The organism is Methylolobus aquaticus (assembly GCF_054172105.1).
Map to the genome: position 1 here is coordinate 110,713 of NZ_JBSYXP010000006.1, position 26,428 is coordinate 137,140.

Annotated in this window: 22 protein-coding genes; 12 read left to right on the forward strand and 10 right to left on the reverse strand. The window is 62.1% G+C overall.

Features of this window, described 5'->3' with window-relative positions:
* Positions 1-18 precede the first annotated feature (18 nt).
* The 6 genes from ACW73L_RS09595 to ACW73L_RS09620 all read right to left on the reverse strand — a co-directional run bounded on the left by ACW73L_RS09595 (position 19) and on the right by ACW73L_RS09620 (position 7,494).
* On the reverse strand, positions 19-303 hold the full coding sequence (locus tag ACW73L_RS09595) for an acylphosphatase (protein ID WP_498921696.1): 285 nt from the start codon (positions 301-303) through the stop codon (positions 19-21).
* Complete coding sequence (gene rlmKL / locus ACW73L_RS09600) at positions 300-2,501, reverse strand: bifunctional 23S rRNA (guanine(2069)-N(7))-methyltransferase RlmK/23S rRNA (guanine(2445)-N(2))-methyltransferase RlmL (RefSeq protein WP_498921697.1); 2,202 nt, start codon at positions 2,499-2,501, stop codon at positions 300-302. Before rlmKL ends, ACW73L_RS09595 begins: the two co-directional genes overlap by 4 nt.
* 244 nt (positions 2,502-2,745) lie before the next feature.
* Positions 2,746-4,401, reverse strand: coding sequence for a chaperonin GroEL (gene groL / locus ACW73L_RS09605; RefSeq protein WP_498921699.1), 1,656 nt, complete (start codon positions 4,399-4,401; stop codon positions 2,746-2,748).
* A gap of 626 nt (positions 4,402-5,027) precedes the next feature.
* Entirely contained in the window at positions 5,028-5,657 is a 630-nt protein-coding gene (gene nadD, locus ACW73L_RS09610; RefSeq protein ID WP_498921700.1) for a nicotinate-nucleotide adenylyltransferase, read from the reverse strand.
* 12 nt (positions 5,658-5,669) lie between these two features.
* The gene (locus ACW73L_RS09615; protein ID WP_498921701.1) at positions 5,670-6,962 is read right to left on the reverse strand and encodes a glutamate-5-semialdehyde dehydrogenase; all 1,293 of its coding nucleotides are present in this window, start codon (positions 6,960-6,962) and stop codon (positions 5,670-5,672) included.
* 136 nt (positions 6,963-7,098) lie between these two features.
* Positions 7,099-7,494: a hypothetical protein gene (locus ACW73L_RS09620; protein ID WP_139556968.1), complete on the reverse strand. Its 396-nt coding sequence runs from the start codon at positions 7,492-7,494 to the stop codon at positions 7,099-7,101.
* A gap of 320 nt (positions 7,495-7,814) precedes the next feature.
* On the opposite strand from ACW73L_RS09620, the gene ACW73L_RS09625 reads away from it, so the two are divergent.
* From ACW73L_RS09625 to ACW73L_RS09645, 5 genes are all read left to right on the forward strand, one after another.
* Positions 7,815-8,813 carry a hypothetical protein gene (locus tag ACW73L_RS09625; RefSeq protein ID WP_498921702.1) on the forward strand — a complete coding sequence of 333 codons (999 nt, stop codon included), beginning with the start codon at positions 7,815-7,817 and terminating at the stop codon, positions 8,811-8,813.
* Between the two features lie 87 nt (positions 8,814-8,900).
* A complete protein-coding gene (locus ACW73L_RS09630; RefSeq protein ID WP_498921704.1) occupies positions 8,901-10,010 on the forward strand; it encodes a pyridoxal-phosphate-dependent aminotransferase family protein in 1,110 nt (369 codons plus the stop codon).
* 63 nt (positions 10,011-10,073) lie between these two features.
* Entirely contained in the window at positions 10,074-10,925 is an 852-nt protein-coding gene (asd, locus tag ACW73L_RS09635; protein ID WP_498921705.1) for an archaetidylserine decarboxylase, read from the forward strand.
* 545 nt (positions 10,926-11,470) lie between these two features.
* Positions 11,471-12,055 carry a D-sedoheptulose 7-phosphate isomerase gene (locus ACW73L_RS09640; protein WP_498921707.1) on the forward strand — a complete coding sequence of 195 codons (585 nt, stop codon included), beginning with the start codon at positions 11,471-11,473 and terminating at the stop codon, positions 12,053-12,055.
* 86 nt (positions 12,056-12,141) lie between these two features.
* A complete protein-coding gene (locus ACW73L_RS09645; protein ID WP_498921708.1) occupies positions 12,142-12,783 on the forward strand; it encodes a D-glycero-alpha-D-manno-heptose-1,7-bisphosphate 7-phosphatase in 642 nt (213 codons plus the stop codon).
* Between the two features lie 49 nt (positions 12,784-12,832).
* On the opposite strand, the gene ACW73L_RS09650 is transcribed toward ACW73L_RS09645, so the two are convergent.
* Entirely contained in the window at positions 12,833-15,346 is a 2,514-nt protein-coding gene (locus tag ACW73L_RS09650; RefSeq protein ID WP_498921709.1) for a glycosyltransferase, read from the reverse strand.
* 411 nt (positions 15,347-15,757) lie between these two features.
* On the opposite strand from ACW73L_RS09650, the gene ACW73L_RS09655 reads away from it, so the two are divergent.
* A complete protein-coding gene (locus tag ACW73L_RS09655; protein ID WP_498921710.1) occupies positions 15,758-17,929 on the forward strand; it encodes a zeta toxin family protein in 2,172 nt (723 codons plus the stop codon).
* A 452-nt stretch (positions 17,930-18,381) separates the two neighbouring features.
* Here ACW73L_RS09655 and ACW73L_RS09660 read toward each other — a convergent pair whose 3' ends face one another.
* From ACW73L_RS09660 to ACW73L_RS09670, 3 genes are all read right to left on the reverse strand, one after another.
* Complete coding sequence (locus tag ACW73L_RS09660) at positions 18,382-18,660, reverse strand: hypothetical protein (protein WP_498921711.1); 279 nt, start codon at positions 18,658-18,660, stop codon at positions 18,382-18,384.
* Between the two features lie 373 nt (positions 18,661-19,033).
* Positions 19,034-19,825, reverse strand: a complete 792-nt coding sequence (locus tag ACW73L_RS09665; protein ID WP_498921712.1) for a ParB/RepB/Spo0J family partition protein — start codon at positions 19,823-19,825, stop codon at positions 19,034-19,036.
* Positions 19,826-20,017: 192 nt separating this feature from the next.
* A complete protein-coding gene (locus ACW73L_RS09670; RefSeq protein ID WP_498921713.1) occupies positions 20,018-21,196 on the reverse strand; it encodes a pyridoxal phosphate-dependent aminotransferase in 1,179 nt (392 codons plus the stop codon).
* A gap of 140 nt (positions 21,197-21,336) precedes the next feature.
* On the opposite strand from ACW73L_RS09670, the gene ACW73L_RS09675 reads away from it, so the two are divergent.
* From ACW73L_RS09675 to ACW73L_RS09700, 6 genes are all read left to right on the forward strand, one after another.
* Positions 21,337-22,668 (forward strand): TRZ/ATZ family hydrolase, encoded by a 1,332-nt coding sequence (locus ACW73L_RS09675; RefSeq protein WP_498921714.1) that lies wholly within the window; start codon positions 21,337-21,339, stop codon positions 22,666-22,668.
* Positions 22,668-23,378 (forward strand): bifunctional 2-polyprenyl-6-hydroxyphenol methylase/3-demethylubiquinol 3-O-methyltransferase UbiG, encoded by a 711-nt coding sequence (gene ubiG, locus ACW73L_RS09680; RefSeq protein ID WP_498921715.1) that lies wholly within the window; start codon positions 22,668-22,670, stop codon positions 23,376-23,378. The genes ACW73L_RS09675 and ubiG overlap by 1 nt, the downstream gene beginning before the upstream one ends.
* Positions 23,379-24,062 carry an HAD family hydrolase gene (locus ACW73L_RS09685; RefSeq protein ID WP_498921716.1) on the forward strand — a complete coding sequence of 228 codons (684 nt, stop codon included), beginning with the start codon at positions 23,379-23,381 and terminating at the stop codon, positions 24,060-24,062. It abuts the gene before it with no gap.
* Between the two features lie 5 nt (positions 24,063-24,067).
* The gene (locus ACW73L_RS09690) at positions 24,068-24,823 is read left to right on the forward strand and encodes an SDR family NAD(P)-dependent oxidoreductase (RefSeq protein ID WP_498921717.1); all 756 of its coding nucleotides are present in this window, start codon (positions 24,068-24,070) and stop codon (positions 24,821-24,823) included.
* Entirely contained in the window at positions 24,813-25,361 is a 549-nt protein-coding gene (sufT, locus tag ACW73L_RS09695; RefSeq protein ID WP_498921718.1) for a putative Fe-S cluster assembly protein SufT, read from the forward strand. The genes ACW73L_RS09690 and sufT overlap by 11 nt, the downstream gene beginning before the upstream one ends.
* A 64-nt stretch (positions 25,362-25,425) precedes the next feature.
* Positions 25,426-26,346: a carotenoid biosynthesis protein gene (locus ACW73L_RS09700; RefSeq protein WP_498921719.1), complete on the forward strand. Its 921-nt coding sequence runs from the start codon at positions 25,426-25,428 to the stop codon at positions 26,344-26,346.
* Positions 26,347-26,428 lie beyond the last annotated feature (82 nt).

Consider the following 26,428-nt stretch of genomic DNA (forward strand, 5'->3'; position numbering starts at 1 on the left):
TTCCGCAACGGGCAGCGCTCATCGGAGCCCCTGACGTATCGTGAAGCCCTCGGTTACCGCACCGGAGGGGAGTTCCTCGACCACGACCGACTCCACCCGGGCCCAGCGCGGCCCGCGGTGACACCAGGTGATGAACTGAGCCAGCTGCTGCGGTTCGCCCTGTGCCTCGATTTCGACGCTGCCGTCACTACGGTTGGCGACCCAACCGGCAATCGCGCCTTCCGCTGCCGCCCGGGCCGTCGCCGCACGAAAGCCGACGCCCTGAACCCGCCCCGATACGATGAGTCTGACTCGCCGTGTCATGCCTGGACCCGTCGTGTAATCTTCCAGCAGCGGTGGATTCTCGGGTTACGCTCGAAGTCCTTGGGCAGGGTGGCATGGCTGATATCCTCAGCCGTCAGGTTACCTATCGCGTCCGCATCGAGTTTGAAGCGGGTCGCATTCGTGGAGAAGATCAGAATGCCGTCCGCCGTCAGCAGAGCAGCGGCTGCCTGCAGCAGCGCCACGTGATCGCGTTGCACATCCAGGGTCGCGCTCATCGCTTTAGAGTGAGAGAACGTCGGGGGATCCAAGAAGATCAGGTCGTACCGCCGGTGCGTCGAACGCGCTTCTCCCAGCCACTCAAGCACATCGGCACGGATCAGTTCGTGCCTGCGGTCATCCATGCCATTCAGCTGAAAATTACGCCTTGCCCAATCCAGATAGGTGTTGGACAGATCCACACTGGTCGTGCTCACGGCACCACCGCCTGCCGCGTAGACCGAAGCCGTGCCGGTATAACAAAACAGGTTGAGCATCGTACGTCCCCGCGCCAGTTCCCGCAGCAACGCCCGTGTGGGCCGGTGATCAAGAAACAGGCCGGTGTCCAGATAGTCGTCGAGATTGACCAGGAAGCGCAGCCCTCCCTCCGAGACCTCGAAGTAACGGCGTGAATCGGCCTGCCGATCGTATTGGGCCAGGCCTTTCTGCCGTTTGCGCACCTTCAGGGAGAACTGTACGCGTGGAATCTCCAGTACCTGCATCACGGCGGCACAGGCCTCCGCGAGGCGCAACTCGGCCTTCGCAGGATCAATACTGGCAGGCGCCTGATATTCCTGTACATGAGCCCAGACCCGTTCGTTCTGGTAGAGATCCACCGCAACTGCATACTCCGGCAGATCGGCGTCGTACAGGCGATAGCAGTGGATACCATTCTGCCGTGCCCAGCGCCCCAGATGCCGAAGATTCTTGCGCAGTCGGTTGGCGAACATCTGTCCCGACTCACTCAGTTCAGCGGCTGGCTCCGGCAGGTAGACTGGCGCCGACTGTCCCGGAGTCTGAACCGGCCGTGGCGTGAAGAAGCGCTCGGGAACGATCTCGAAATTGAACAAACGACATGGAATTCGGCCGTTGTACAGGGCGTAATGACGCTGAGCGCGAATGCCGAGTTGAAAGGCGAGATCCGGGTTGCCGGTCAGCATCGTCAGCCGCCAGCCCCGAAAGTATTCACGGAATACCTCGCCGGCTTGGCGATACAAGCCCGTCAACTGGGCGACTTCCCCCAATCTCTCCCCGTAGGGCGGATTCACGACGACAAGACCAGCCCGCTCCCCGTGCGGACGAGCGTGCCCTAGCGCTTGGCGCTCGATGTGCACCCGGCCCTGCAACTGAGCGCGCTCGACGTTTTGCCAGGCGGCGGCCACGGCATCGCGATCGATGTCGTGCCCGACGATACGGGGCATCCGCTCGAGCCCCTCGGATCGCCGGGCATCGGCCTCGGCCACCAGTTCCGCCCAAGCCTCCGGCTGATGCTGCTCCCAGCCCAGAAAGCCGAAATACTGGCGCAGCAAACCCGGCGCGATATCGGCGGCGATCAGTGCCGCTTCAATCGGCAAGGTGCCGGACCCGCACATGGGATCCAGCAGTTCACTCCCTGCCTCGGCTAGGATCGGCCAGCCGCCGCGAATCAATACGGCGGCTGCCAGATTCTCCTTCAGCGGTGCGGAGCCCCCGGACAAGCGGTAGCCACGGCGGTGCAGGCTTTCGCCGGAAAGATCCAGGCTCACAGTGGCGACGTCGCGGTCGAGATGGACGTTCACGCGAATGTCCGGCTGGAATAGGCTGACATCCGGACGCCGACCGTGGCGGTCGAGGAACTGATCTACGATGGCATCCTTCACCTTCTGCGCACCGAACAGCTCGTGCGTGATCCGCGAGCGGGAAGACACGAAATCAACGGCCAGTGTTCCCGTCAGCCGAAGATGTTCGCCCCAGTTGATCGTGCGTACGCCGTCGTAAAGCGCATCCGGCGACGCGGCCGGGAATTGCGCCAAAGGCAATAGAATGCGGTTGGCGAGGCGCGACCACAAACAGCCTCGGTAAGCACAGGCCAGATCGCCCTCGAAATGCACGCCCGCGCGTGTCTCTCTGACGTGCTCGGCCCCGAGGGCGGCCAGTTCATCTGCGAGCAGTCCTTCCAGCCCCAGCGGGGCCGTGGCGAAGAACTGCCTGTCGTCTTCCATCATGTGTGAATCAGGGATTTGGCTTTCGCCCGAGCAGAGGTTAGGTACGAAGTGATGGGTGGCTAGTATGCCTATCCGTCAGGACCGCAACAATGCGGCTTAAGCAACCCGGACGGATCCCCGGCCGTGGGGCGCCGACTTCGAGACTGCAGAGCCCGCGGCGGAACAACGTCCGCCCGAAATGAAAAAGCCCCGACGCCAGACGTCGGGGCTTTTCGGAGACAGGGGTGTTCGGGCGACGGTCTTACATCATGTCACCCATACCGCCCATGCCACCCATACCGCCCATGCCGCCCATACCACCCGGCATCGGCGACTCATCCTTCGGCTCCTCGGCGATCATCGCCTCCGTGGTCAGCATCAGACCGGCGATCGAGGCAGCATTCTGCAGTGCAGTGCGGGTGACCTTGGCCGGATCGAGAATTCCGAGCGCTACCATGTCACCGAACTGTCCTGTGGAAGCGTCGTAACCGAAGTTGCCGCTCCCTTCACGGACCTTGTTCAACACGACCGAGGGCTCGTCCCCACTATTCGCGACGATCTGCCGCAGTGGCTCCTCGAGCGCCCGACGGAGAATGGCGATGCCCACATCCTGATCATGGTTAGCGCCTTTCAAGTCCTTGACCTGGGAGAGTGCACGGACGAGCGCGACGCCACCGCCGGGAACGACTCCTTCCTCGACCGCAGCACGAGTCGCGTGCAATGCATCTTCGACACGGGCCTTCTTTTCCTTCATCTCGACTTCGGTCGCAGCGCCCACCTTGATCACCGCGACGCCGCCTGCCAGTTTCGCCAGTCGTTCCTGCAGCTTCTCGCGGTCATAATCCGAGGTGGTTTCGTCGATCTGCTTGCGGATCTGCGCGACTCTGCCCTGAATCTGTTCCTTCGTGCCGGCGCCGTCGATCAGCGTCGTGTCGTCCTTCGTAATCTGAACACGCTTCGCAGTGCCGAGATCATTGATCGTCGCCTTCTCCAGGCTGAGGCCGACGTCTTCCGAAATCACGGTGCCGCCCGAGAGGACCGCGATGTCCTCGAGCATCGCCTTGCGACGGTCGCCGAAGCCCGGCGCTTTTACCGCTGCGACTTTCAGGATACCGCGCATGTTGTTGACGACCAGGGTAGCCAGCGCTTCACCTTCCACATCCTCGGCGATGATCAGCAAGGGGCGGCTCGCCCGTGCGACCGCCTCCAGAACAGGGAGCAACTCGCGTATATTGGAAATCTTCTTCTCGTGGATGAGGATGAACGGGTTTTCCAGTTCCGTGTTCATGCTCTGCTGGTTGTTGACGAAATACGGCGACAGATAGCCACGATCGAACTGCATACCCTCGACGATATCGAGCTGGTTCTCCAGGCCCGAGCCATCTTCGACGGTGATCACGCCCTCCTTGCCCACCTTGTCCATCGCTTCCGCAATGATCTTACCGATGGAGTCGTCGGAGTTCGCCGAAATCGTCCCGACCTGCGCAATCGCGTTGGTGTCCGTGCACGGCACCGAGATCTGGTGGACCGCTTCGACCACGGTCGCCACGGCGCGGTCGATGCCGCGCTTCAAATCCATCGGATTCATGCCGGCCGCAACGGCCTTCAGTCCTTCTGTCAGGATCGACTGCGCCAGCACCGTGGCGGTCGTGGTACCGTCGCCGGCCACATCGGAGGTCTTGGACGCCACTTCGCGCACCATCTGGGCGCCCATGTTCTCGAACTTGTCGGCGAGTTCGATTTCCTTCGCAACCGATACCCCGTCCTTCGTGACGGTGGGAGCGCCATACGACTTCTCGAGCACGACATTGCGTCCCTTGGGACCGAGCGTTACCTTCACCGCCTGAGCCAGCACGTTGACGCCACGCATCATGCGCACGCGGGCATCGTCACTGAACTTAACTTCTTTCGCTGCCATTATCGCTACCTCGAAATTGTTGCCAAAACTGGGATTACTGATATCGAATCAATGACCTAAATCGGCCGCCATACCTTCTTCGTGCAGAACGATCGCTTCCTCGCCGTTCAGTGTGACTGCTGTCCCCGCATGTCTGCCAAACAAGGCGCACTGGCCGAGGCGGACCGCTACGGCACGAGTGCTGCCATTAGTCGGATTCCGCCCGCGTTGACCGCGGGCACGCACCTGACCCGGCTTCCCGGACAGGCTGCCCAGGACGACCGTTTCCGCGGGGAATGGGCCAGGTTCATACACTCGCTCTCCCGACCTGCGATCATTCAGGCGTCGCATCTTCACGCATCTCTTCTGGGGAGTGCGAGTCGGCGCACGCCGTCAACCGGACGAGGAGATGCCGCGGGGCCCAACCCTTTCGCTCGAAACGGATACGGTGTCGTCGCTGCGGATACCAAGCGGTCGCTCGCTCGTTGTTAGCACTCACCCTGGAGGAGTGCTAATCATAACTGCGGATCAAACGGTGTCAAGAATTAATGGGCTACGAGGGGCTTGATTCCAGAAACGGCCACTCGATCGCAGCAGACCCGAGCGGTTCAAGGCGGAAACGGATGCCGAATGACACGAGGCCGTGTTTATGGCCCGTACAACGCGCTATCGGCAATGAATGCGCGCACGGCTTCGGGCATCAGGTATTGAATGCTCTTCCGGTGTCTCACCAGATCCCGAATGCGCGACGCCGAGATGGCCAGTTGAGACACATCCTGGAAGTAAATGCAGCCGGCAGGTTGTTTGGCGAGCACTGTTCGGTCCGCCACCAGACGTTGGGACAGGACTCGTTCCAAGGCATCGGCATAGGACGGTTCGAAAGGCCGCTCCATGACGACCACATGCGCCAGTTTGAAGATGTCACGCCAGCGGTGCCATGCGGGCATGCCTTGAAAAGCGTCGATACCGACGACTAAACAGAGAGCGCACTCGGAGAATTCGCTTCGGATCGAGGCCAGCGTGTCCACCATGTACGAGGGGCCGACCCGTTGCAATTCTCGATCGTCAATCCGAAAGCGGGAGTCTGCGCCGTCAAGAGCGAGCTGCAGCATTGCCAGGCGCTGTGCGGCGGACGCTCCCGGCTGAGACCTGTGCGCCGGGGACCCGCAGGGTACGAAGCGCACCTCATCCAGTTCGAGTGCCTCGCAGACCTCCAGCGCGGTGCGGAGGTGCCCGTAGTGGATGGGGTCGAACGTTCCCCCGAAAATGCCGATCATGAACCGCAGCGATCAGCCACGAATATGGCCGTCGCCCAGGACGATGAACTTTTCGGTGGTCAGGCCCTCCAGGCCCACCGGACCGCGCGCATGGAGTTTGTCCGTACTGATTCCGATCTCTGCGCCCAAGCCATACTCGAAGCCGTCCGCAAAGCGGGTCGACGCATTCACCATGACCGAACTGGAATCCACCTCCCGGAGGAATCTCCGGGCCCGTCCGAGGTCGCGAGTGACAATGGCATCCGTGTGACCGGAACCGTGCTGCGCGATGTGCTGCATCGCCTCGTCCAGTCCACCGACGACCCGGATGGCCAGAATGGGCGCGAGATATTCGGTATCCCAGTCAGCCTCCGTCGCGACACCGCAATCGGCAATCCAGTCGCGCGTCTTCGGACATCCCCGCAACTCGACGCCGTGTTCGCGGTAGAGCGCAGCGAGCCGCGGCAACAGTTCGGACGCGACCGCTTCGTCGACCAATAGCGTCTCCATCGCGTTGCAGACACCGTACCGATGTGTTTTGGCATTGACGGCGATGCGGAGCGCTTGCTCTAGATCGGCATCCGCGTCGACGTAGACGTGGCAGATACCGTCCAAATGTTTGATGACGGGGATCCGGGACTCGGTCGTGATGCGCTCGATCAAACTCCGGCCGCCCCTGGGTACGATGACGTCGATGCAGTCGCTGAGTTGTAACATCGCGCCGACTGCGGCGCGATCGGCTGTGTCGATCAACTGAACCGTATCCGCTGGAAGGCCGGCCTGCTCCAGCCCGAAGCGGATGCACTCGGCGATGGCCTTATTCGAATTCAGGGCCTCGCTACCCCCGCGCAGGATACAGGCGTTGCCGGACTTGATGCACAGGGCTGCCGCGTCCGCCGTTACGTTCGGACGCGATTCGTAGATAATTCCGATCACGCCAAGCGGTACCCGCATGCGCCCCACCTGGATGCCGGACGGCCGATACGTCAAATCGCGAATGCCCCCGACAGGATCCGGCAACGCCGCCACCTGACGGAGGCTCTCCGCCATCACTCGAATACGCGGCAGCGTGATGTCGAGACGCTCGAGCATGGCCGGCTCGAGGCCGCTCTGAGCCCCCGCCTCGAGGTCCTTGCGGTTCTCGTCCATCAGATGGGCGGAGCGACCTTCGAGCTCAGCGGCAATCGCCAACAAAGCGGCGTTTTTCGCTGCCGTTTCCGCTCGCCCGATCAGCGGCGACGCGAGGCGAGCCCGAGTTCCTACGGCGTGGATTGCCGCTGGGATTCCCGAGCTTTCTTGAGTTTCAACAACAGGAGAAATAGGCATGCCGGGTGAGTCTTCGTAAGGGGCTGCGTGCTCAGGGACATCGGTCGTTACCTGCGACCGTGACCGGGATCGCATGACCACCGATTATATCGCATCGCTTCCGGGCTTCAGGCGGCGCGGTCATGAGGCCGGGCAGCTACTCGCCTCGCTCGTCGATGGCCTGCCCCATGCACGACATGATGTGGTCGGTGATGGCGAGCGCGGCTTCATTCGCCGCCTTCTCCGAGCCGAAGAAATCCTTGTATTCCTTGATGATCGCATCCGCCTCGCCCGGCGTGTTGGCGTTGAAGAATTTCGTGTAGGCGGCGAAGTACGTGTCCCGACGCGGATCGCCCGGGATGCTTGGGGCCCCATCGGAAACGGCTTGCACGACGCAGTCGGCGATGGGCTCCGGATCCAGCTTGTAGTCCTTCAGATCGGGGTCGGCCTGCAGCTTCGCAAGCACGGCAGCACGCAGTCCCAGCGCCTGTTGCTTGGCTTCACAGCCATTCAGCAGGAACGCCAGCGCGATCAGTGGCAGAATTTTCGACATGGGTTGGCGACTCTCAAATGCTAAAAAGGAACACCGTTCCTCGGTGCTCGCGAACGCACATTATCGCCGGACGCAAGGGATTCTGACCAGCCATGCCGGTCCTTCGGCTCCTTCGCACTGCCGGGCTTCGTCCGTTGAGCCCGTACCGCCTAACCCACACGTGCGGACCGGCGCGCGCGCAAGTCGCCGCGCGATGGCACGAGCGGCCTGCTTGAGACGGATCCCACGCTATGGCATTCTGTCCGGCAATTTTTCGGTCTCAGGTGTGCTGTGACGCATCGTGGAAGTCACTGCAGGGCGACCTCGGCCGCAGCTTACCCATGTTCCTGAGCACGACCACGGCCCGGCGGCAAAACATGTCCAGCCTGATTCCGGTCCCAGTGTGGCTCGAATCCACTGAGAACGACGACGCCCGGCCCGATCTTGAACACGCTGTTCGTTCGAAGCTGGACAGTCGGTTGCGCGACCTAGGGATCGCGCCGGACTGCGGCGACCACCTGCGTGCACTGACTATGCGCCTGGCGGCCTGGATCAAGGTACAAAAGGGCCATGGGGCGCTGATCATCGGCGTGAACGGGGCTCAGGGATCGGGCAAATCGACGCTGGCCGAGTTGCTGACGCTGACTCTGTCGTACGGGCATGGTTTGCGCGCGGCCCGACTGTCGATCGACGATTTTTACATGACGCGGGACGAGCGCTCGGAGCTGGCGCGGTCGGTACACCCGCTGCTGGTCACGCGAGGAGTGCCCGGAACCCACGATGTCGGGCTCGCGCTGTCGACTATCCATGGTCTATTGGGTGCCGATCCGGCGCAGGTAACGTTGATTCCGTCATTCGACAAGGTATCGGACGACCGTCGGCCACGTTCTGAATGGACACGTTTCGAGGGACCGGCCGATGTCGTGATCCTTGAGGGTTGGTGCATCGGCGCCCGGGCGCAGGACGAAGGCGCCCTTGCGGCACCGATGAATGTTCTCGAGTCCGACGAAGATCCCGATGGACGCTGGCGGCGGTATGTGAATGCCCAGCTGATCGGCGCATACGCCCCGCTGTTCCAACTGCTGGACCGGCTCATCATGCTCAAGGTACCCGGCATGGCCTCTGTGCTGCGTTGGCGGGGCCTGCAAGAACGGAAGCTGGCGGCGAACCTGGGCGCTGACGCCGCGCGCCAGATGATGGGCCGGCGGGCCCTGCGCCGTTTCGTGATGCACTATGAGCGCCTGACCCGCGCGATGCTCGCCGAGTTGCCGGGCCGCGCCGACCTGACGCTTGTTCTCGATACTCGACATCGTTTCACCCACATACAAGGGCTGCACTGACAGATGGACTTCAAATCGTTTCACCCTCCCGCTCGCACACTGATGGGCCCGGGCCCTTCCGACGTCAATCCACGCATACTCGAAGCCATGTCCCGGCCCACTATCGGCCATCTGGACCCGGCTTTCGTCGGCATGATGGATGAGATGAAGGGCTTGCTGCAGTATGCGTTCCAGACCGCGAACGAACTGACGCTCTCGGTCTCGGCGCCAGGCTCGGCCGGCATGGAAACGTGCTTCGTGAACCTGCTCGAACCCGGCGATACTGCCATCGTCTGCCAAAACGGCGTGTTCGGTGGGCGGATGAAGGAAAACGTGGAACGATGCGGCGCGAAGGCGGTAATCGTAGAGGATGCCTGGGGCCAGCCCGTGGACCCGGAGAAGGTGGAACAAGCGCTGAAGGCTAACCCGGAAGCCAAGATTCTCGCCTTCGTTCACGCCGAGACCTCGACCGGCGCCGCCTCCGACGTAGCGACACTGACCCGGCTGGGACACGAGCACGGTTGTCTGGTCATCGTCGACGCGGTCACGTCGCTGGGTGGTATTCCGCTGCGGGTGGATGACTGGTCCGTGGATGCCATCTATTCCGGCTCCCAGAAATGTCTGTCATGTACCCCGGGGCTTTCCCCGGTCAGTTTCAGCGCGCGCGCGGTCGAGACTATCCGCAACCGCAAGACCAAGGTCCAGAGCTGGTTCCTGGACCTCAACCTCGTCATGAGCTACTGGGGTGGGGGCACGAAGCGCGCCTACCACCACACGGCGCCAATCAATGCACTCTATGGCCTGCACGAAGCATTGGTACTGCTGCACGAGGAAGGGCTGGAGGCGGCCTGGGCTCGGCACAAGGCGATGCATCTGGCGCTGCGCGAAGGTCTTGAAAGCATGGGACTGCGCTTCCTGGTACCGGAAGGCTCGCGCTTGCCACAGTTGAACTCGGTGTTCGTGCCCGAGGGCATCGATGAGGCAGCGGTGCGCGAAACCCTGCTGCGCCGCTACTCGCTGGAAATCGGAGCCGGCCTCGGCGCATTGGCAGGTAAAGTCTGGCGCATCGGACTGATGGGGTACGGCGCCTCGCCGCGCAACGTGCTGTTCTGCCTCGGCGCCATCGAAGGCGTGCTGTCGGAGATGGGTGTCAAGGCCGCGCACGGCGCCGCCATTCCCGCTGCACAGTCCGTTCTCCGGGACCAGGGCTACGCGTGAACCCACGGTCCTACGAGCACGACCCTGCACACCCCTGATCATTCTCCGGTCTGATATCGCGTGATGAAGCGACTGTTTGTCTTGTTGCAATACCTGTTGCCGCAGCATGCGCTGTCTGCCGCCATGTACCGCTTGGCACGCTGGGAAAATCCGCTTTGGACTCGGACATTGATCCGTGTTTTCAGCCAAGCCTTTCGCGTGGACTTGAACGAAGCGGAAGTCGCCTCCCCCAGCGATTTTCGGAGCTTTAATGCCTTCTTCACGCGCGCGCTGAAATACGGAGCCCGTCCCCAGGATGCCACTCCCGGCGGCCTTACCTCCCCCGCCGATGGCATGATCAGCCAAATCGGACGCATCGAGGAAGGCCGGATATTTCAGGCGAAGGGACACCGTTACGATGTGGCCACGCTGCTGGGCGGAGAGGAGGATGGCTTAGCGGAGTTGTTTCGCGACGGGTCCTTCGTCACCATTTATTTGTCACCCCGGGACTACCACCGGCTGCACATGCCAGCGACCGGCCGCCTCCGCCAGATGATCTATGTGCCCGGGCAGTTGTTCAGCGTCAACGCAGCGACGACCGAACTCGTCCCCGTCCTGTTCGCCCGCAACGAGCGTGTCGTGGCCGTGTTTGATACCGACAACGGGCCGATGGCGCTGGTGCTGGTGGGCGCAATTTTCGTCGGCAGCATCGAAACCGTGTGGCAGGGCGAGATCACCCCGCACCGGAGTCCGCGCGAGATCGAACGATGGCGTTACACGGAGGCCATGACACTCGAGAAGGGCGCGGAAATGGGGCGCTTCAACATGGGCTCGACAGTTGTGGCGCTGTTCGGCGGAAAAAACGTGGCGTGGGATTCGGACGCCCGGTCCGGCAAATCCGTACGTTGCGGGGGCCGCCTCGGACTGTGGCGCTGAACTCGGCTGCTGCGGTTCGACGCGAGTTCCCGGGACCAGACACAAACATTATGATGCACTAATCGCGTGCATAAGAAAGTCTGATCATCAAGGAGGCAGGTTGCCTATATCATTTATACAACCTCGGCAGAACTGTTGAGCGGCAGTACGGACCTCCAGTCAGAGCATCCGTATTTCAGCTCGGTTCTCCTCCTCCTTGGCGACCGCAAAACGGTCGCTTTTTTTTGCCCGTTGGCCAGGCATTGATGCCGCGCGGCAGCGAACACTTCGCGCACCGCAACATGCGCCGGCACCTCTGTCGCCCTGCCCTTCGGACCGCTTCGGCTCGTTTACGACAGCCGGGCCAAGCCCGCGGGTTTCAAGCAGGGATTGCATCACGAAGCGGTTAGAATAGCGGGCGCCGGGCGAACCCGCCGCGTGACACAGTAGGCTACCCGGACGATCGCGGCACCCGCAGAGATGTGCTCCGAACGCCCCGGCCACGAACGGTTCGGATGGCAGGCTCGCATTGGAACGCGAAAACGAAAATCTCCTGGTGTGATGGCATGCGACGAGCAATTATTGAAAACCTGCGTGAAACGGCAACCATCATGGCGCTGATGGCCGGTGACAACGACTTGCTCGACCGTATCGAGCACGTCGTCGACATCTGTCTGAACGCGTTACGCTCCGGTGGCAAGATTCTGATGGCCGGCAATGGTGGGAGCGCAGCCGATGCGCAACATCTCGCCTGCGAGTTCGTCAGCCGCTTCGCCCTCGATCGGCGTGGTTTGGCGGCCATCGCGCTGAGCACTGATACCTCGGTCCTCACCGCGGTCGGCAACGACTACGGCTTCGAACGTTTATTCGCGCGACAAATCGAGGCACTGGGCAACCCCGGAGACGTGTTCTGGGGTATCTCGACTTCCGGCAAGTCGCCCAATGTTCTGCAGGCCTTGCGACAAGCCCGCTCCCAGGCCTTGATCTGCGTCGGCCTGACCGGTTCGGGGAATGGACCGATGCACGAGTTGTGTGACCATCTCCTCTCCGTACCCTCGCCGAGCACTCCGAAGATACAGGAAGGACATATTGCCCTCGGCCACATCATCTGCGGACTCATTGAGCAGCAGATGTTCCGTGATGGGTCCTGATGGAAGTCAGCCTCTGCCTGCCATACTCGGACGACGCTCGACCCGAAGCATCGGCCGAGGGAAGCACTTGACCCTGGCCGGCATGAATGGCCGTCGGTAAAGCCGGGCGCTCAATGATCGACGGCGACGGCCGGGTAACCCGGCGGGCTCTGTTCTTGGACCGGGACGGCGTGATCAATCACGATACCGGCTACCTGTGGCGCATCTCGGATTTCGTATTCAAGGACGGAATTTTCGATTTCTGCCGTCTTGCCGTCGCTCGCCACTATCGACTGATCGTCGTCACCAATCAGGCCGGAATCGGGCGCGGTCTCTACAGCGAGAGAGATTTCCATCGGCTGACCGCCTGGATGCGCGGCAGGTTCGAGCAGGAAGGCGCGCCGCTCACGGGCGTCTACCACTGCCCATTCCATGGACAGCAGGGGTTGGGCATCTACCGCAAAGACTCCTTCGATCGCAAACCCAACCCGGGCATGCTCCTCAAGGCAGCTCGAGACCACAACGTCGCTCTGGCCTGCTCGGCGATCGTCGGCGACAAGGAATCCGACATGGAGGCGGGTTATCGCGCCGGCGTACCGGATCGCTATCTCTTGCATGAGCAAGAGGAGCCACCCGTCTCCGGGTTTGCGACCCGCACCGTCAACTCCCTGGCAGTGCTAACCCGGATATGGGATGAAGATTCCGGAACACTGATGCGGCGTCAGCACCGCGCGCCCAACTCAGGCTGAAGCCCTTACCCGGATGGAACGCCGCCGGCCCGCTTCTTGTGAAGCCTCGCTACAGCAAGCCGACCCGACAACCGTACTTCCGAAGGCCGTAGCAGACGACCCGTTCGAACGCATGGGCTGGCGTGTCGCAGGGATGGTAGCCCACGGGAAAGCTGGCGAAGTAGGCGTCAAGATCGAGCGGGGCCAGGAGTCGTTCCAGATAGGCGTAGGACACCGTGTACATGCTTCCGCTGAGATAGTGTGACGCGGCGGGGACGTCGAAGAGATCACACGCCTCCGCAATGACTCGGCTTTCCGCCTGCCAGTTCGCATCCTGCATGCCTTCCGCGAGCCACCATTGTTCGGAACACACCATCCCGAGTCCCGCGTTCTTTCGAAACGCATCAACAACACCCGGATGCTCCGCCAGCAGCCGCTCATAAAGTTCGAGACGCCAGCGCCGGGCCGTCGCCTCCGGAATATGCGTGCTCTTTTTCGTGTGAAGCTTGGTCAGTGTGCGCGGGCGCAAGCCGTTCTCCCGCAGGAATCGGAACTGCTGCAGAAAAGGGAGCACATCGAGCCCGCGGTTCTCCACGGTGAAACAACGGCACGCCTGAGGGCCGAACAGTTGGACGAGGCGTTCTCCGAACTCCGCGTTCGACTCGGGCAGCGAAACGTACAGCGGCGTTGCCGGCCCTACGATAGGGGCTAATGCGCTGCGAAACTCATCCCAAAGATCGACATGGAACAGATGCAGACAGATCGGGTTGAACTCCTCCGTTTCGCTGGCAGCGACCGCTACCCCCTCTTGCGCCGAAAAGCTGAGGCGGATCGGGGCATCCGTTCCATCCGCAGCGCTCGAGCCCAGGGCCGGTTCTTTAGGTTGCGGCGCCGCCTTCGGTTTCCGCTGCAACCTGCACAGGGCTGACCGCAATAGACGGATGCCGACCCGCAGCACGCCAGTCATTTCCCAGGACTTGGAGCGCAGCAGGTTCAACAGCGTGACCGCCAGAGTTTCGCAGGAGGCTTCCGCGAACAGCCCCGGCTCCTGCCCGCCGCGCAACCATCGGGTGTAGCGCCACGAACTCGAGGCGTGCGCCTCGGACAAGGCCTCGCGCAGAACCTCGCCAGCCCGGTCGAGTTCGTAAGTCTTGCCGGAAACCTCCGCGTTCAAAGCATCGACACGCGCCTGTTGCTCGATGAACAGTCCGATCGGACCGGCGTCTACATCCGGATGCAAGGTGCACGGCGCGGCCAGCACGTCCCCAGATAGCCTGAACATCCGCGATCGGGCGGGCGTGGGCAACTCGGCGAGACAGTCCCCAAACAAGGCTTCATACTGCGCGGCCTGAGCATCCAGGGTGTATCGCTCCGCAACGGAGCGACGGGCAGCCTCCCCCAGGGCCGCGGCTGAGGCAGAGTCTTGGAGCAAGTTCGCGATGGCTGAAGCCATGCCTCCCGTGTCCAGAGGAGGCACCGAAAGGCCATTCCGGCCATTTTCAATCACGTCGGCGATACCACCCACGGCGAAGGCCACCCCGGGCGTCCCGCAGGCCATGGCTTCGAGCAGGATGTTGGGGAGATTGTCCTCTCGCGACGGCAGCGCCAGGAGATCGGCGGCGCTGTATATCAAGGCCAGATGCGCGTCGTAGCGCACCATGCCGAGATCCTGCACCGGAAGGCCGATCTGTTGAAGTTGCGCGCTCGCCTGCCCGAAGGCGAGGATACGCAGCCGCCCCGCCTGCAGCAGACCTGCCATGCCAGGGTCCGCGCGCATCCGGCCTACGGCATCCAGTAGCAGGTCGAAACCTTTCCGTCGTTCCTGTCCGTTTTCCGCACCGAACAGCAGCGTTCGGACCTCCGGCGCAATACCTAGACCCCGTTTGGCGACCGCTTTGGGTGTAGGACGAAAGAGGTCGGTCTCGAGACCATTGGGTATCACCCGAACGGTACCCGGCGAAAAGACCCGGCTCGCCTCCGCGCATTCGGCGAGCCAGCGACTGGGCGACACCGCGGCGACATTCGGAACCCTCAGCACGCGACGCTTTTCGGCCAAGGCCCAGGCGGCCATCCGGAGCACGTCCGGATCGACCTGAGCACACGGTGCACAAGACTCCCGGTAGCCGTCGCAGCCGGCGGAGTAATGGCACCCACCCGTGAAGGCTGCCATGTCATGCAGAGTAAGCACCACGGGCTTACGCGTGCCGATGACCTCAGTCAGGTTGTGGGGCGCAAGGAAACCCGGAACCCAATGGATGTTGATGACATCGACGTCGTCGAAGAGACCGGTACCCGCCAGGTTAAATCCGGCGACTTCGCTCGAAAACAACGTGTTTGAAAGGCTGCTGCGACGCGGCGTGATGTAGCCATTGCGCAGGTGCTCGTTGGCACGCACGACCCGCCGGTCTGCCTCACCGTCGGGATATTTCGCTTCGATACCGATACCCGCAGGATCATGATCCGGGGTCAGGGACACCATCACGACATCGTGCCCGCGCGCGCGCAACCCCGCAATCAATCGGCGAGCTGCGCGAGTCGCACCGCCGCTCCCGGTCCCCTGGCGGTTCAGAATGGCAATTTTCATGGAGTGAGACGAACAGGTCTGTTGCGAACAAACACGCTTGACAGCGAACTTTCGACAGTCGCATGGCGGAAAAAGTGGCGCTTCCGTCGTCGCGTTCGGGCTGGCGCGGCGCCATGTTAACCGCCAGGCGCGGGGGATGGAATCAACGGGCGATATTCGATCGCTCGGGAACAGCACTCACGTATGTTCCCGGGGCGGGAGGCAACCTCGAAACCCCCGTCGCTTCATGTTGTTGAACCAAATTCTCGGCTCCGTTCGCGTACAATCAAGAACGTCTCTCGCGTGACTGGCCGCGAGAGCCTCACGACTCCCAAGGTCGGATCAGGAAGGTTTTCGCCAGCCGAATACCCGCAGGTCGGACGCGGACGCACGGTTACCCACATCCCCCTACCAACCCGCATCACTCCGAGCATGACCTATTCCAAGCATCCCGCGATCGCCGGCGACGAGCAGTTGCGAAAACTCCGAACCGCTCTGGCCATCGCGCAGGGAACCCATCTGCTACCCGCCCTGCAGCAGGAGGCCGAAGCGACGGTCTCCCATGACCAGACCAAGAGGGTGACCTACCTGACCGCGCTCTTCTCGCGCATTCACCGTGAACTCTTCCACCACTGGAAGGAGCAGGCGACCGCAAGCCATCGTCCTGGGACCATGACCGAGTCGGCCAAGCGGAAACTGTTCCGCAAAACCATTGCGCGCCTTGTCTACGATGACGAACAGCATGCCGAGACCGCCCTGTTCGACAACAACGGCTTCGTGATCGAGACCCGCAATATCGCAGAGCGGCTGGCCGACTTCTACGAGAACATGCGACAGGTGCGCCCCTTCACCTACGGCAACCGGATTACCCTGGACTTTTTCATCACCGCCCTCGGCCGCCTGCCGGCCTTCCGGGCCGTGTACGAACAGGGCATCGACTTCCGTCGGCTCGAGGCCTGCGATGCCGTGGCGCTCCATGATCACAAGAGCCGGCGCGAGGATTTAATCGCCGCCTTCGAGCACGCACTCGACCCCAGCCGGAACCGCCGCCTGCCGAATCAGCCCAATGGTTACGGCAAATGGCCCGAGCACAAGCGCTTTGTCACCGGTATCCCGTTCCTGTTCCATCGCACGGCGGAAGGCCTGGACTGCCTGGTACTGGTCAATGGTGGCTTGGTTCCCGTGGACTGTGTGAATGACGAGCTGTTCTCGTCAGAAACCCACTTCGCCGACTATCCGTGCTGCGACCCGGCGCGTATCGTTGGCTATCTGCCCGGCACCGAAAACCTGCGTGCTGCGGACAAGATGGAAATCGACGGCATTACCCTGCCCGGCAATGGCTCAGCCCCCCTCTTCTGCCTCGACGTCAACATGATGACCGGGCTGCGCGCCCAGAGTCATACCGAGGTACTGGAGTTGCTCAAACAATGCGGCGGCGAGCAGGCGACCATTTTCGACATCGCGACCAATTCCGCCTTGAAACGCAAGCTGCTCAGTTCGGCCGCCGACGACCCCCGGCTGCAGCGGGGCGTCGAAATCGCCCATGAGCGGCTGTTACGGACGATGCGCATCCTGCACAAGGAAAAGGAAGCCATCTTCGCCGGCAAGACGCCAACGGCAAACCCGACGCTGTTCATGTGCATGGGCGGAGCAGGGTCAGGAAAAACCGCCGTCGAGCAGATCGCGCAGGCCCAGTGCGGCGAGAATTTCGTGATCGCTTCACTCGACGAGTTTCGGAAGAAGAGCGACCTCTATCAGGTGTTGACGGCCGCCAATCACCACAGTGACGACTATGTCTACATCGAGCCATTCGCCAACCGGCTGCGCGACCTGGTCGCCAATCAGGCGCGCATCGATGGCATCAACCTCTTGTATGACGGCACCGGCATCCCTTATCGCCCCCGCTACGCGCGGATCATCGAGAAATTCCACGACGCGGGATTTCATACCCACATGATTGCCGTGGACGCCTTCATCGTGAAGCCGGAAGGGCGCGAGGGGGAACTGGTGCGATCGACGGTGATCGACAGCGTCAAGGAGCGCTATGAGCGAACCGGCCGCGCCCTGCCCTGGGTCGTCACGGTCTACAAGCACATCCGAGCGCCGGAGTCATTCCTTAGTGCGGTGGAGGACGAAGCCTTGTCGAAGATCTCGCTGTTCGCTAACGACGGCGAACGGAATCGGCACTATCTGGTGGCCGAGAGTTTCTCCTGTTCGGAGGAGCAGGTCACGAAGCTTCAAGACTCTCAACTGCACGGCAGCTTGGCACCGCTGTTGCGGATGCTGAGCGCAACGCATGCCGACTCGATCTGGCGCGCCTACGCCGATGGTGACACCGACGCCATCGATGACCTGATTGCCCGCAATCCCAGGCTACGCGAAAACAACGTGGGTTATCTCGTTTACCCGATGCAGCATCAGGACCGCGTACTGGCGATTTACAACGTCGCGCGCATGATCGATTTCGTAGAAAAGCGGCAGTTGAATCCAAATGCATCCGGTGGTGACGGTCTGCTGCACAAACCGGAGACACTCGCTTTCGACGTGGATCCGCTGGCACCTGAACCTTGCAGCATTCGCCTGCAAGGTTCCTTGGCTTCCTGAGCGTCACGCTAGTCCGAGCCGAGAACAGAGAGACACGATAGACGCTGTCAGCGCATGGGCGCCTTGGGATAAGACGGGCTGACACGCCGTCCCCGGTGCGCAGGAGCTGCCACCGGGGGCTGCGGATGGTTAGCAAGGCCTAGGGCTGAACGCGAAAGACGGAGACAAGCGTTCCTTCGTTCCTTCGCGCCCCGACTCGGTACCCATATGGTCGCCGAGATCACTTGCGCCTCCCCGGAAAACCAACATCGGGGGGACGGGCTGAAGTCTAGTAGACAGTGATGCCCGTCAGTCCCGCGTGTCGATTCGATCAGAACCCGTTTCGTGGAACTCGGCCTTGCCCTCAGCCAGCCTTAACCTGGCTTCGTCGCGACGTTAACCCCGACGCAGGCGCGGACGAGGTTAGCCCACTGCCCGGTTCGCAAGGGACCTGGCTCAGTGCGGCGTGGCGATCAGGTGCCGCCACCGAACTTGGGCGGACCGGACTTCTTCATGTCGGTCATGGCTTCTTCTACGGCCTGGACGCCTTCGGTCAATTTTCCGTCCTTGCCTTCCGCGACGGCGATCTTGAGTTTGCCGACAATTCTCTGCTGGGCGGCAGAAGCAGGCATTTCCTTGGCCTTGGCCAGGAGATCCTTGGCTTCGGTCAGAAAGGCTTCCGCTTCACCGCGCTTCCCAGCCTCAATGACCTTCTGAGCGGGCGCCGCCAAGGGCGTCAGGTCCTCATTCATCGGACCGCCGGCCGTGTGGCCCACACCCGTCAGCAGTGCGGACAACACTGCTATCCAAACAACTTTTTGAAACTTCATCGATATTCCGCGTTAGGCCCACTCTTGCGACGTCGAGTGTGATTGAAAATTATGTGTTGGCGAGTGCGAAAACGCTAAATCCGCCTGTGTCGCTCGACGCAGCATAACATGAATTCCTGACTGTATTTCTAGGATTTTTTTACCGGCACTCCCACTGGATTCCCTCCGCGAACCATGCCTGCGACCCGCTACCGACGCGGGCGCCGCATCGCGAAACGTCGCAGCGTCCAGTGCATTGCCTTGAGCGTCTCAGCAATCAGCCTGGCCGTGATCAACCGAGCCGCGCGCGGGCCCGTCAATCCGCCCAAAGCATCGGAAAGGCCTTGCGCGCACGCTCGATGTGCTCCGCGTCGACACGCCGCCCTTGCAATGTCACCAGCAACGCATGGATGTCCTGAGTGGTCACCTTGAAGGTCTTTTTGGGCTCCGTCTCGAGCAAACTCGATACCCGCTTCAAGGTACTGCCCAGCGGCAAGGGCTTAGCAACCACCCGCAAGGGACTCGCCAGTTCGGAATCGATGATGGCCCTCTCGTTTCCGGCAGGCGCCTTGAGCGCCTTCTGCAGAATTTCGCGGGCCCGGTTCCACGACAGGTCACCGCTCGCGAGTTTCTCCCGCATCGGTGGGGTCACCAGCGGCGCATAGCGGATGATGTCCTCGATCCAGCTCACGCTCTTGTCGAAGAACTCCGCCATCCTCGCCTTGGACCAATTGGCATTGTTCAAGTAGATCACCGTCTGGAAATAGTCCGTGATACGCGTGTCGACCCGGTCCGAGTTCAGCTTCAGATTCAGCGCCTTGATCTCGTCCGGATCGCCGCTGACCACGCGGACGTCAATCCGGTCGAAGTACCCGGGATGTTCTCGCCGGATACCCTGGATCGCCTCCATCCGGTGAAATCCACCCACCAGATAGTATTCGCCGCTGTTGCGTTCCCAGACCACGAGCGGCTCCAAGAGTCCGTTGGCGACGATATCCTTTTCGAGGTGCGCCACCTTGGCGCGATCGAACTCGCGGTGGTTCGTCAGGGTATGGTGAAACTCGATGCTTTCTATCGGAAGGTACTCGTACCGCTTTGTTGCCAGCATTGCTCGCTCTCTGAGGAAGGTGGGGATGTCTGGAAGAATCGGAGCGCGTCGCCGCGCGCTTCTGCGTCGGTTCACCTTACCCGAAGGGCGGGAAATCGGTCAAAGCGCCCGTTTCAACCCCACCGCCAGGAAATCCCCGCCGTTTCGAGGATCCCAGCGGCTTTGGCCAGTACCCTCCATTCGGCGAAATGGTCAGTTTCGACAGATGGCGCGCAAACCGCGCGTCAGCCGGCGCATGCCTTCCGCGGCGGTTGTCTCATCCAGCGCTCCGTAGGCCACGCGCAACGCGCAAGCCTCCGTGCAGCCGAATGCGAGGCCCGGGATCACAGCAACGCCATACTCCCGGATCAGGCGCTCGGCGACCCTCAGGGAATCCAGCGGTGTCGTGACCCGCAAGAGGACATAAAACGCGCCCCGCGTGCGCGGGAATACACAAAGATCGCCGATCTGCCCCAACGCGGCGAAGACCCCTTCACGCACGCGCCGAGTGACCGCCAACTTATCCTTGCAATAACGTGCACCGGCCGCCAAGGCACCGACCGCCGCATGCTGAGAAACCAGTGGGGGGCAGATCAGGTTGGTATCCTGGATTTTTGCGATTGCCTGGTGCAGATGGCCGGGAATGACCATGTAGCCGATACGCCAACTCGCAAAACCATAAGCCTTGGATAATGAATACAGGGCAATCGTGTGTGCCTCCGCTTCGGGGATGGCGAGGGGCGAAAAGTGCCGAGCATCGTCGAACAGAAAGTATTCGTAGGCCTCGTCGCTGATGTGGTAGAGACCGTACTTCGCGCACAAGGCGTTCACCGCACGCAGCGCCGCTTCCGGATAGATGGCGCCGGTGGGATTGTTCGGCGAGACCGTCACGATCGCCCGAGTCCGCTCGCCGATCGCCGCCCTCAGCAGGTCGAGACGCAGTCCATAGTCGTCATCGGTCGGGACCAACACCGGCCGGCAGCCGGCGATGCGGACTGCCATCTCCTGATTGAAGTAATACGGTGATGGCAGGATGATCTCGTCGCCCGGATCGGCGATCGCCAGCACGGCATTCAGGAAACCCATGTTGGCGCCGGCGGTCACGATGATGCGGCCGGCAAGCTCACCCCGGCAGCCGTTCTCCGTCGAAAGCTTTTGTGCAATCGCCGCTTTGAGGGCCGGAATGCCGTCGACCGGGCCGTAACGATGATGAACGGGCTCGGCAAAGAACCCCTGCAACGCGGCCTGGGCCTCGGGAGGCGGACCGTACCACGCCACCCCTTGCCCCAGCGAGATGCAATCAGGGTACTCGCGGATAAGTGCCGCGATCTGCGGAATCACGGGGGTCTGAACGGCCGCGATGCGATTGCTGAGTTTGCGGAAAGAGTCCATGACGAGTCGCGGCAGGGTTGGATACGAAATCAAGCCCACAGTGTAACGCGGTTAGCCGGGGCGGATTCCGCTGCGGCCGGCGCCCGTGCAAGGGCCCGCCAGACATGGTATTGTCTAGCGTAAAGCTCGGTTTATAGCTCATGCAGGTCGACTGGTTAATCGAAGCACGCTGGATCATACCCGTGGAGCCCGAGGGCGCGGTCTACGAGGATCACGCTCTGATCGTGGACGGCGGGCGGATCCTGGATCTGCTGCCGGCCGAGGAAGCCCACCGCCGCTATGACGCTGCACATCGCAAGACACTGGCTCAGCACGCGCTGATTCCCGGCCTCGTCAATGCCCATACCCATGCCGCGATGACACTGATGCGCGGCATCGCCGACGACCGGCCATTGCGGGAGTGGCTGCAGGACCACATCTGGCCCCTGGAACAACGTTGGGTGAGCGAGAGCTTCGTGCGCGACGGCGTGGATCTGGCCATCGCCGAGATGCTCCGAGGCGGCGTCACGTGCTTCAATGACATGTATTTCTATCCCGAGGTGGCTGCCCGGCAATGTATCCGTATCGGCATGCGTGCGGCGATAGGCATGATCCTGGTCGATTTTCCGACCAACTGGGCACAGACAGCTGACGAGTATTTCGCCAAGGGTCTTGCCCTACATGACGAGATGCGTCATCAGCCTCTGGTAACGACCGGTTTCGCACCGCATGCGCCCTACTCGGTTTCGGATCCGGTGTTCCAGCGCATGCAGACGCTGGCCGCCGAACTGGACTGTCCCGTAACCGTCCATTTGCACGAAACGGCCGACGAAGTCAGCGAGGGGCGACGCGCCTACGGCATGCGGCCGTTCAAGCGACTGCAGCAACTGGATATCCTGGGTCCACAGCTTGTGGCGGTGCATATGACCCAGCTGACCGACGAGGAGATCGCCGCACTGGCCGAAAGCGGCGCCAGCGTCGTGCATTGTCCCGAATCGAACCTCAAACTGGCCAGCGGCTTCTGCCCGGTTCAGCGCTTGCTAAAGGCGGGAGTCAATGTCGCCATCGGCACGGATGGGGCCGCCAGCAACAACGACCTGGACGTGCTCGGCGAGACCCGTACCGCTGCCTTGCTGGCCAAGGCCGTCGCGAACGACGCTGCCGCGTTACCGGCCCACACCGCACTGCGCATGGCTACACTGAATGGCGCCCAAGCCCTGGGGCTGGGGGATCAGATCGGCTCGCTTAGCGTCGGCAAATACGCTGACTGTGCCGCGGTCAAACTCGGCGAAATCGAAACGCTGCCGCTGTTCGACCCGGTGTCGGATCTGATCTACGCGGCCAGCCGGCACCACATCAGCGACGTCTGGGTTGCCGGCCGGCACTTGCTGAACGACCGGGAGTTGACGACGCTCGACACCGCGGAGATTTGCGACAGAAGCGAAAGCTGGCGCCACAAGCTTCGGGCCGCAGACAAGGAGATCGAAACATGATGACGGCAGGAATCAATGTGCACGAAGCCGAGATCGCCAAGTTCGGCGGCAAGGCGCATGACTGGTGGAATCCGCGCGGTGAACTGAAAACACTACATGCAGTCAATCCGCTCCGTATCAACTTTATTCGGGAGCACGCCACCCTGGCGGGTAGCGTCGCGGTGGACGTTGGTTGCGGCGGCGGCATCCTGACCGAGGGACTCGCCGATGCCGGCGCCGCAGCGCTCGGTATCGACCTCAGCGAACAAGTGCTAGACGCCGCTCGTCAGCACGCTCAGGCCAGAGAGCTTGCCGTGGATTACCGCTGCATCAGCGTCGAAGCACTGGCACGCGAACAGCCAGGGGCCTTCGATGTCGTCACCTGCATGGAAATGCTGGAGCATGTGCCCGACCCCGCCTCGATCGTGCGCAGCTGCGCGCAACTCGTGCGGCCCGGCGGCAAGGTCTTTTTTTCGACGCTGAACAAGAAGCTCAAGTCCTATCTGCTGGCGATCGTCGCAGCCGAGTACTTGTTGCGGATGATTCCTCGCGGCACGCATCAGTTCGACACCTTCATACGTCCGTCGGAACTCTGCGGCTACGCCCGCGCGGCCGGCCTGTCGCTGCTCGACCTGCGCGGCATCAGTTATCACCCGCTATGGGACAGGTTCGAATTGAGCGACGACCTGGACGTGAACTATCTCGCAGCGTTCGAAAGGCCTCTGGACTGAATGGCGAACCGCCCGACTTCGCCGGTGCAAGGCGTGTTGTTCGACCTCGACGGCACGTTGCTCGACACCGCCCCCGACCTGATCGCTGCAGTCAATCAGGCACTGTCCGAAGTCAGCCTGCCGGAACAGCCAAGCACGCGCCTGCAACCCCTGATCTCGCGTGGCGTCGCCGCGATGCTGCGGACGGTGGTCCCCATCGAAGAACCAGCAATCCTTGATGCGGCGCTCGCCTCGGCCCTTAGCTTCTATGGCAACAATCTTGCCCGGCAGACGCGTCCGTTCGAGGGTATTCCTGCAGTGCTCGATGAACTCGATTGTCGCCGCATCCCCTGGGGTATCGTGACAAACAAACTCACGCGGTTCACAGATCCGCTGGTTGCTGCCTTCGGACTGAACGAACGGGCTCGCGCCATCATCAGCGGCGACACCACGGCACGGCGCAAACCGGACCCGCTGCCGTTGAACGAAGGCTGCCGGCGTATCGGCCAGCCGGCTGCGGCCTGTGTCTACGTCGGTGACGCCCGCTCCGACATCGAGGCCGGACAGCGCGCCGATATGATGACCCTCGCCGCTACCTACGGCTATTTGGCCGCGGATGACCGCCCCGACGCATGGGGTGCCGATGGAACCCTATTAACCCCAACTGAGCTTCTCGGCTGGCTGCAGCCGCGGCTCATCGCCTAACTTTCATGAACCGCTTGCTGGAAGAACGCACTCTCCTGATTTCCGGTGCCGCCGGCACCCTGGGGCGCGCGGCCGCATCTGCCTGCGTCGCCGCGGGGGCCACCGTCGTTCTGGCCGACAAGAATCTCCGGGGTCTGGAACGTTTGTACGACGACATCCTGGCCGACGATGAGAGCGCCACCGTCCTGCTGTACCCACTAGATCTGGAGGGCGCGAGCGAAGCCGATTTTGCCGAACTTGCCGAGCGCGTCGAAGCTGAACTCGGGGGACTGCACGGGATTCTGCACGCAGCCAACGATGCCGGGGTGCTGGGCCCCATCGTCGACCTCGGCGCACGCGAAGTCGAGCGTGCCTTCAAGGTGAACTGTTCCGCTCCGCTGCAACTGACCCGCGCCCTGCTGCCGCTGTTAACCAGGAGCGGAGATGCCTCGATCGTATTCGTGTCCGACACCGCAGCGCGGGCCGGCAAGGCCTACTGGGGTGCCTACGGCATCAGCAAGATGGCGATGGAAGGTCTCGCGACCATTCTTGCGGAGGAAACCGCCGCCGCGGGAAAGGTGCACATCCACACGTTTCTGCCCGGTCCATTCCGATCGCCGGTGCACCTGCGGGCCTTCCCCGGCGGCGGCCGCGCGGACCTGCCGGAGGCCGGCCAGCTCTGCCCGAAACTGATCGAATTGTTAGCGGCTGCGGGAACCAGTCACGCGTCCGGCATACCGATTCCAAACGTTGATACCACAGGTCAAGTGCATGTACGGTAACGAAAGCATCGTTCTGCAGCGGGACGTGAATATGGTTCAGATACCCGACGGGACACCCGGCGTCCTGCCGAAAGGGCATATCGTGACGCTGTATCAACAGCTCGGCGGCAATTTCACGGTGACGACCGAGCGCGGTTACATGGTGCGTATCGCTGCGGTCGATGCCGATGCGCTGGGCAAGGAACCGGCCATCGCCGGCCAGATCGCCCACGGGCTCGATGCCGAGACGGTCGAGCAGAATGTCTGGGAAGTGCTCAAGACGATCTACGACCCCGAGATCCCGGTCAATGTGGCCGACCTGGGACTGATCTACAGCTGCCGGGTAATCCCGATTGCTGAGGGGCAACACCGCGTCGAGATCATCATGACACTGACCGCACCGGGCTGCGGCATGGGTCCCATCCTGCAACAGGACATCGAGGCCGGCGTCAAGAACCTCCCGGGCGTGGCCGAGGTGGGCGTCGAAGTGGTGTTCGACCCACCCTGGTCGCGTGAGATGATGTCCGAAGTCGCCAAACTCCAGCTTGGCATGTTCTGAGACCGCGCCAGCCTCAAAACGCCGCGTTACCGGCCGGCCGCCGCCAGGGAAACGGATCTGTAGGATGTTCGAAAACCTGCTGTGGTCGCTCAGCTTTCGGCCCTATGTGACCGTCTTCATGCTGGCTTTCCTGGCGCTTTCCTACCTCGAACAGGGCTGGAAGCGCACGTTCCTCTGGATGGTCTCGGGTTATCTCGTGGCTTTCCTCGCCGAATGGAGCAGTATCAACCATGGGATACCCTTCGGCTGGTACAGCTATCACGCCCCCGCACTCACGCGGGATCTCGTCATCTGCGGCGTACCGTTCTTCGACAGTTTGTCCTTTTCCTTTCTGAGTTACGTGAGCTTCTCGTTCGCCCAGTTCTTGCTCTCGCCGCTCTGGAACCAGGGCTGGGACGTGCAGCGCATCACTTCCCGGGAGACTCGGAATGGGCCGGCAACCCTGGTGCTGGGCGCGGTGCTGATGGTCGTTACGGACTTGGTGATCGATCCGATTGCCTTGCAGGGACGCTTCTGGGCTCTCGGCGAGATCTACCATTATCCTGAACCCGGTATTCATTTCGGCGTGCCTCTGGTCAACTATGCGGGCTGGTTTGCCGTTGCCCTCGTGACACTCTGGGTCAACCAGCGCATTGATGTGTATCTGTTTCGCCAGGGCACGCCGCCACATCGTCCGGAACGCGTGACACGAAATCTGCCCGGTCAGGGACTCTTCGCGCCGCTGTTCTGGACCGGAATCGTCGTGTTTCAGCTCAAGGTGACCGTGGACGTGGCGCTCAGCGGCAATCCCGAGGTAGACCGCGACCGGTTGCTACTTCAGGCACTGACCGGCAGCTTCATCGTGTTGCCCATCCTGACGCTCGCCTGCACGCAGATTTTCTCGCCCTCGCGTCGCGCCTCCGCGGCAGAGATTGCGCAGTGGCAGCAAGAGGCACGGCGCGACGCCGCAGCACTCGCCGACGCCGTCCCTGAAGCGGAGACATAGCGACTGCATCCCGGCACCGTGACCTGGGGCACCCCGCCGTCGCGTGGTGCAAGGCACACGGCGGCGCGTCCGTTAGATACCA

Coding starts and splice junctions, on each gene's coding strand:
- ACW73L_RS09595 (WP_498921696.1), bottom strand. CDS start 303: ATGACACGGCGAGTCAGACTCATCGTATCGGGGCGGGTTCAGGGCGTC.
- rlmKL (WP_498921697.1), bottom strand. CDS start 2,501: ATGGAAGACGACAGGCAGTTCTTCGCCACGGCCCCGCTGGGGCTGGAA.
- groL (WP_498921699.1), bottom strand. CDS start 4,401: ATGGCAGCGAAAGAAGTTAAGTTCAGTGACGATGCCCGCGTGCGCATG.
- nadD (WP_498921700.1), bottom strand. CDS start 5,657: ATGATCGGCATTTTCGGGGGAACGTTCGACCCCATCCACTACGGGCAC.
- ACW73L_RS09615 (WP_498921701.1), bottom strand. CDS start 6,962: ATGCCTATTTCTCCTGTTGTTGAAACTCAAGAAAGCTCGGGAATCCCA.
- ACW73L_RS09620 (WP_139556968.1), bottom strand. CDS start 7,494: ATGTCGAAAATTCTGCCACTGATCGCGCTGGCGTTCCTGCTGAATGGC.
- ACW73L_RS09625 (WP_498921702.1), top strand. CDS start 7,815: ATGTTCCTGAGCACGACCACGGCCCGGCGGCAAAACATGTCCAGCCTG.
- ACW73L_RS09630 (WP_498921704.1), top strand. CDS start 8,901: ATGTCCCGGCCCACTATCGGCCATCTGGACCCGGCTTTCGTCGGCATG.
- asd (WP_498921705.1), top strand. CDS start 10,074: ATGAAGCGACTGTTTGTCTTGTTGCAATACCTGTTGCCGCAGCATGCG.
- ACW73L_RS09640 (WP_498921707.1), top strand. CDS start 11,471: ATGCGACGAGCAATTATTGAAAACCTGCGTGAAACGGCAACCATCATG.
- ACW73L_RS09645 (WP_498921708.1), top strand. CDS start 12,142: ATGGCCGTCGGTAAAGCCGGGCGCTCAATGATCGACGGCGACGGCCGG.
- ACW73L_RS09650 (WP_498921709.1), bottom strand. CDS start 15,346: ATGAAAATTGCCATTCTGAACCGCCAGGGGACCGGGAGCGGCGGTGCG.
- ACW73L_RS09655 (WP_498921710.1), top strand. CDS start 15,758: ATGACCTATTCCAAGCATCCCGCGATCGCCGGCGACGAGCAGTTGCGA.
- ACW73L_RS09660 (WP_498921711.1), bottom strand. CDS start 18,660: ATGAATGAGGACCTGACGCCCTTGGCGGCGCCCGCTCAGAAGGTCATT.
- ACW73L_RS09665 (WP_498921712.1), bottom strand. CDS start 19,825: ATGCTGGCAACAAAGCGGTACGAGTACCTTCCGATAGAAAGCATCGAG.
- ACW73L_RS09670 (WP_498921713.1), bottom strand. CDS start 21,196: ATGGACTCTTTCCGCAAACTCAGCAATCGCATCGCGGCCGTTCAGACC.
- ACW73L_RS09675 (WP_498921714.1), top strand. CDS start 21,337: ATGCAGGTCGACTGGTTAATCGAAGCACGCTGGATCATACCCGTGGAG.
- ubiG (WP_498921715.1), top strand. CDS start 22,668: ATGACGGCAGGAATCAATGTGCACGAAGCCGAGATCGCCAAGTTCGGC.
- ACW73L_RS09685 (WP_498921716.1), top strand. CDS start 23,379: ATGGCGAACCGCCCGACTTCGCCGGTGCAAGGCGTGTTGTTCGACCTC.
- ACW73L_RS09690 (WP_498921717.1), top strand. CDS start 24,068: ATGAACCGCTTGCTGGAAGAACGCACTCTCCTGATTTCCGGTGCCGCC.
- sufT (WP_498921718.1), top strand. CDS start 24,813: ATGTACGGTAACGAAAGCATCGTTCTGCAGCGGGACGTGAATATGGTT.
- ACW73L_RS09700 (WP_498921719.1), top strand. CDS start 25,426: ATGTTCGAAAACCTGCTGTGGTCGCTCAGCTTTCGGCCCTATGTGACC.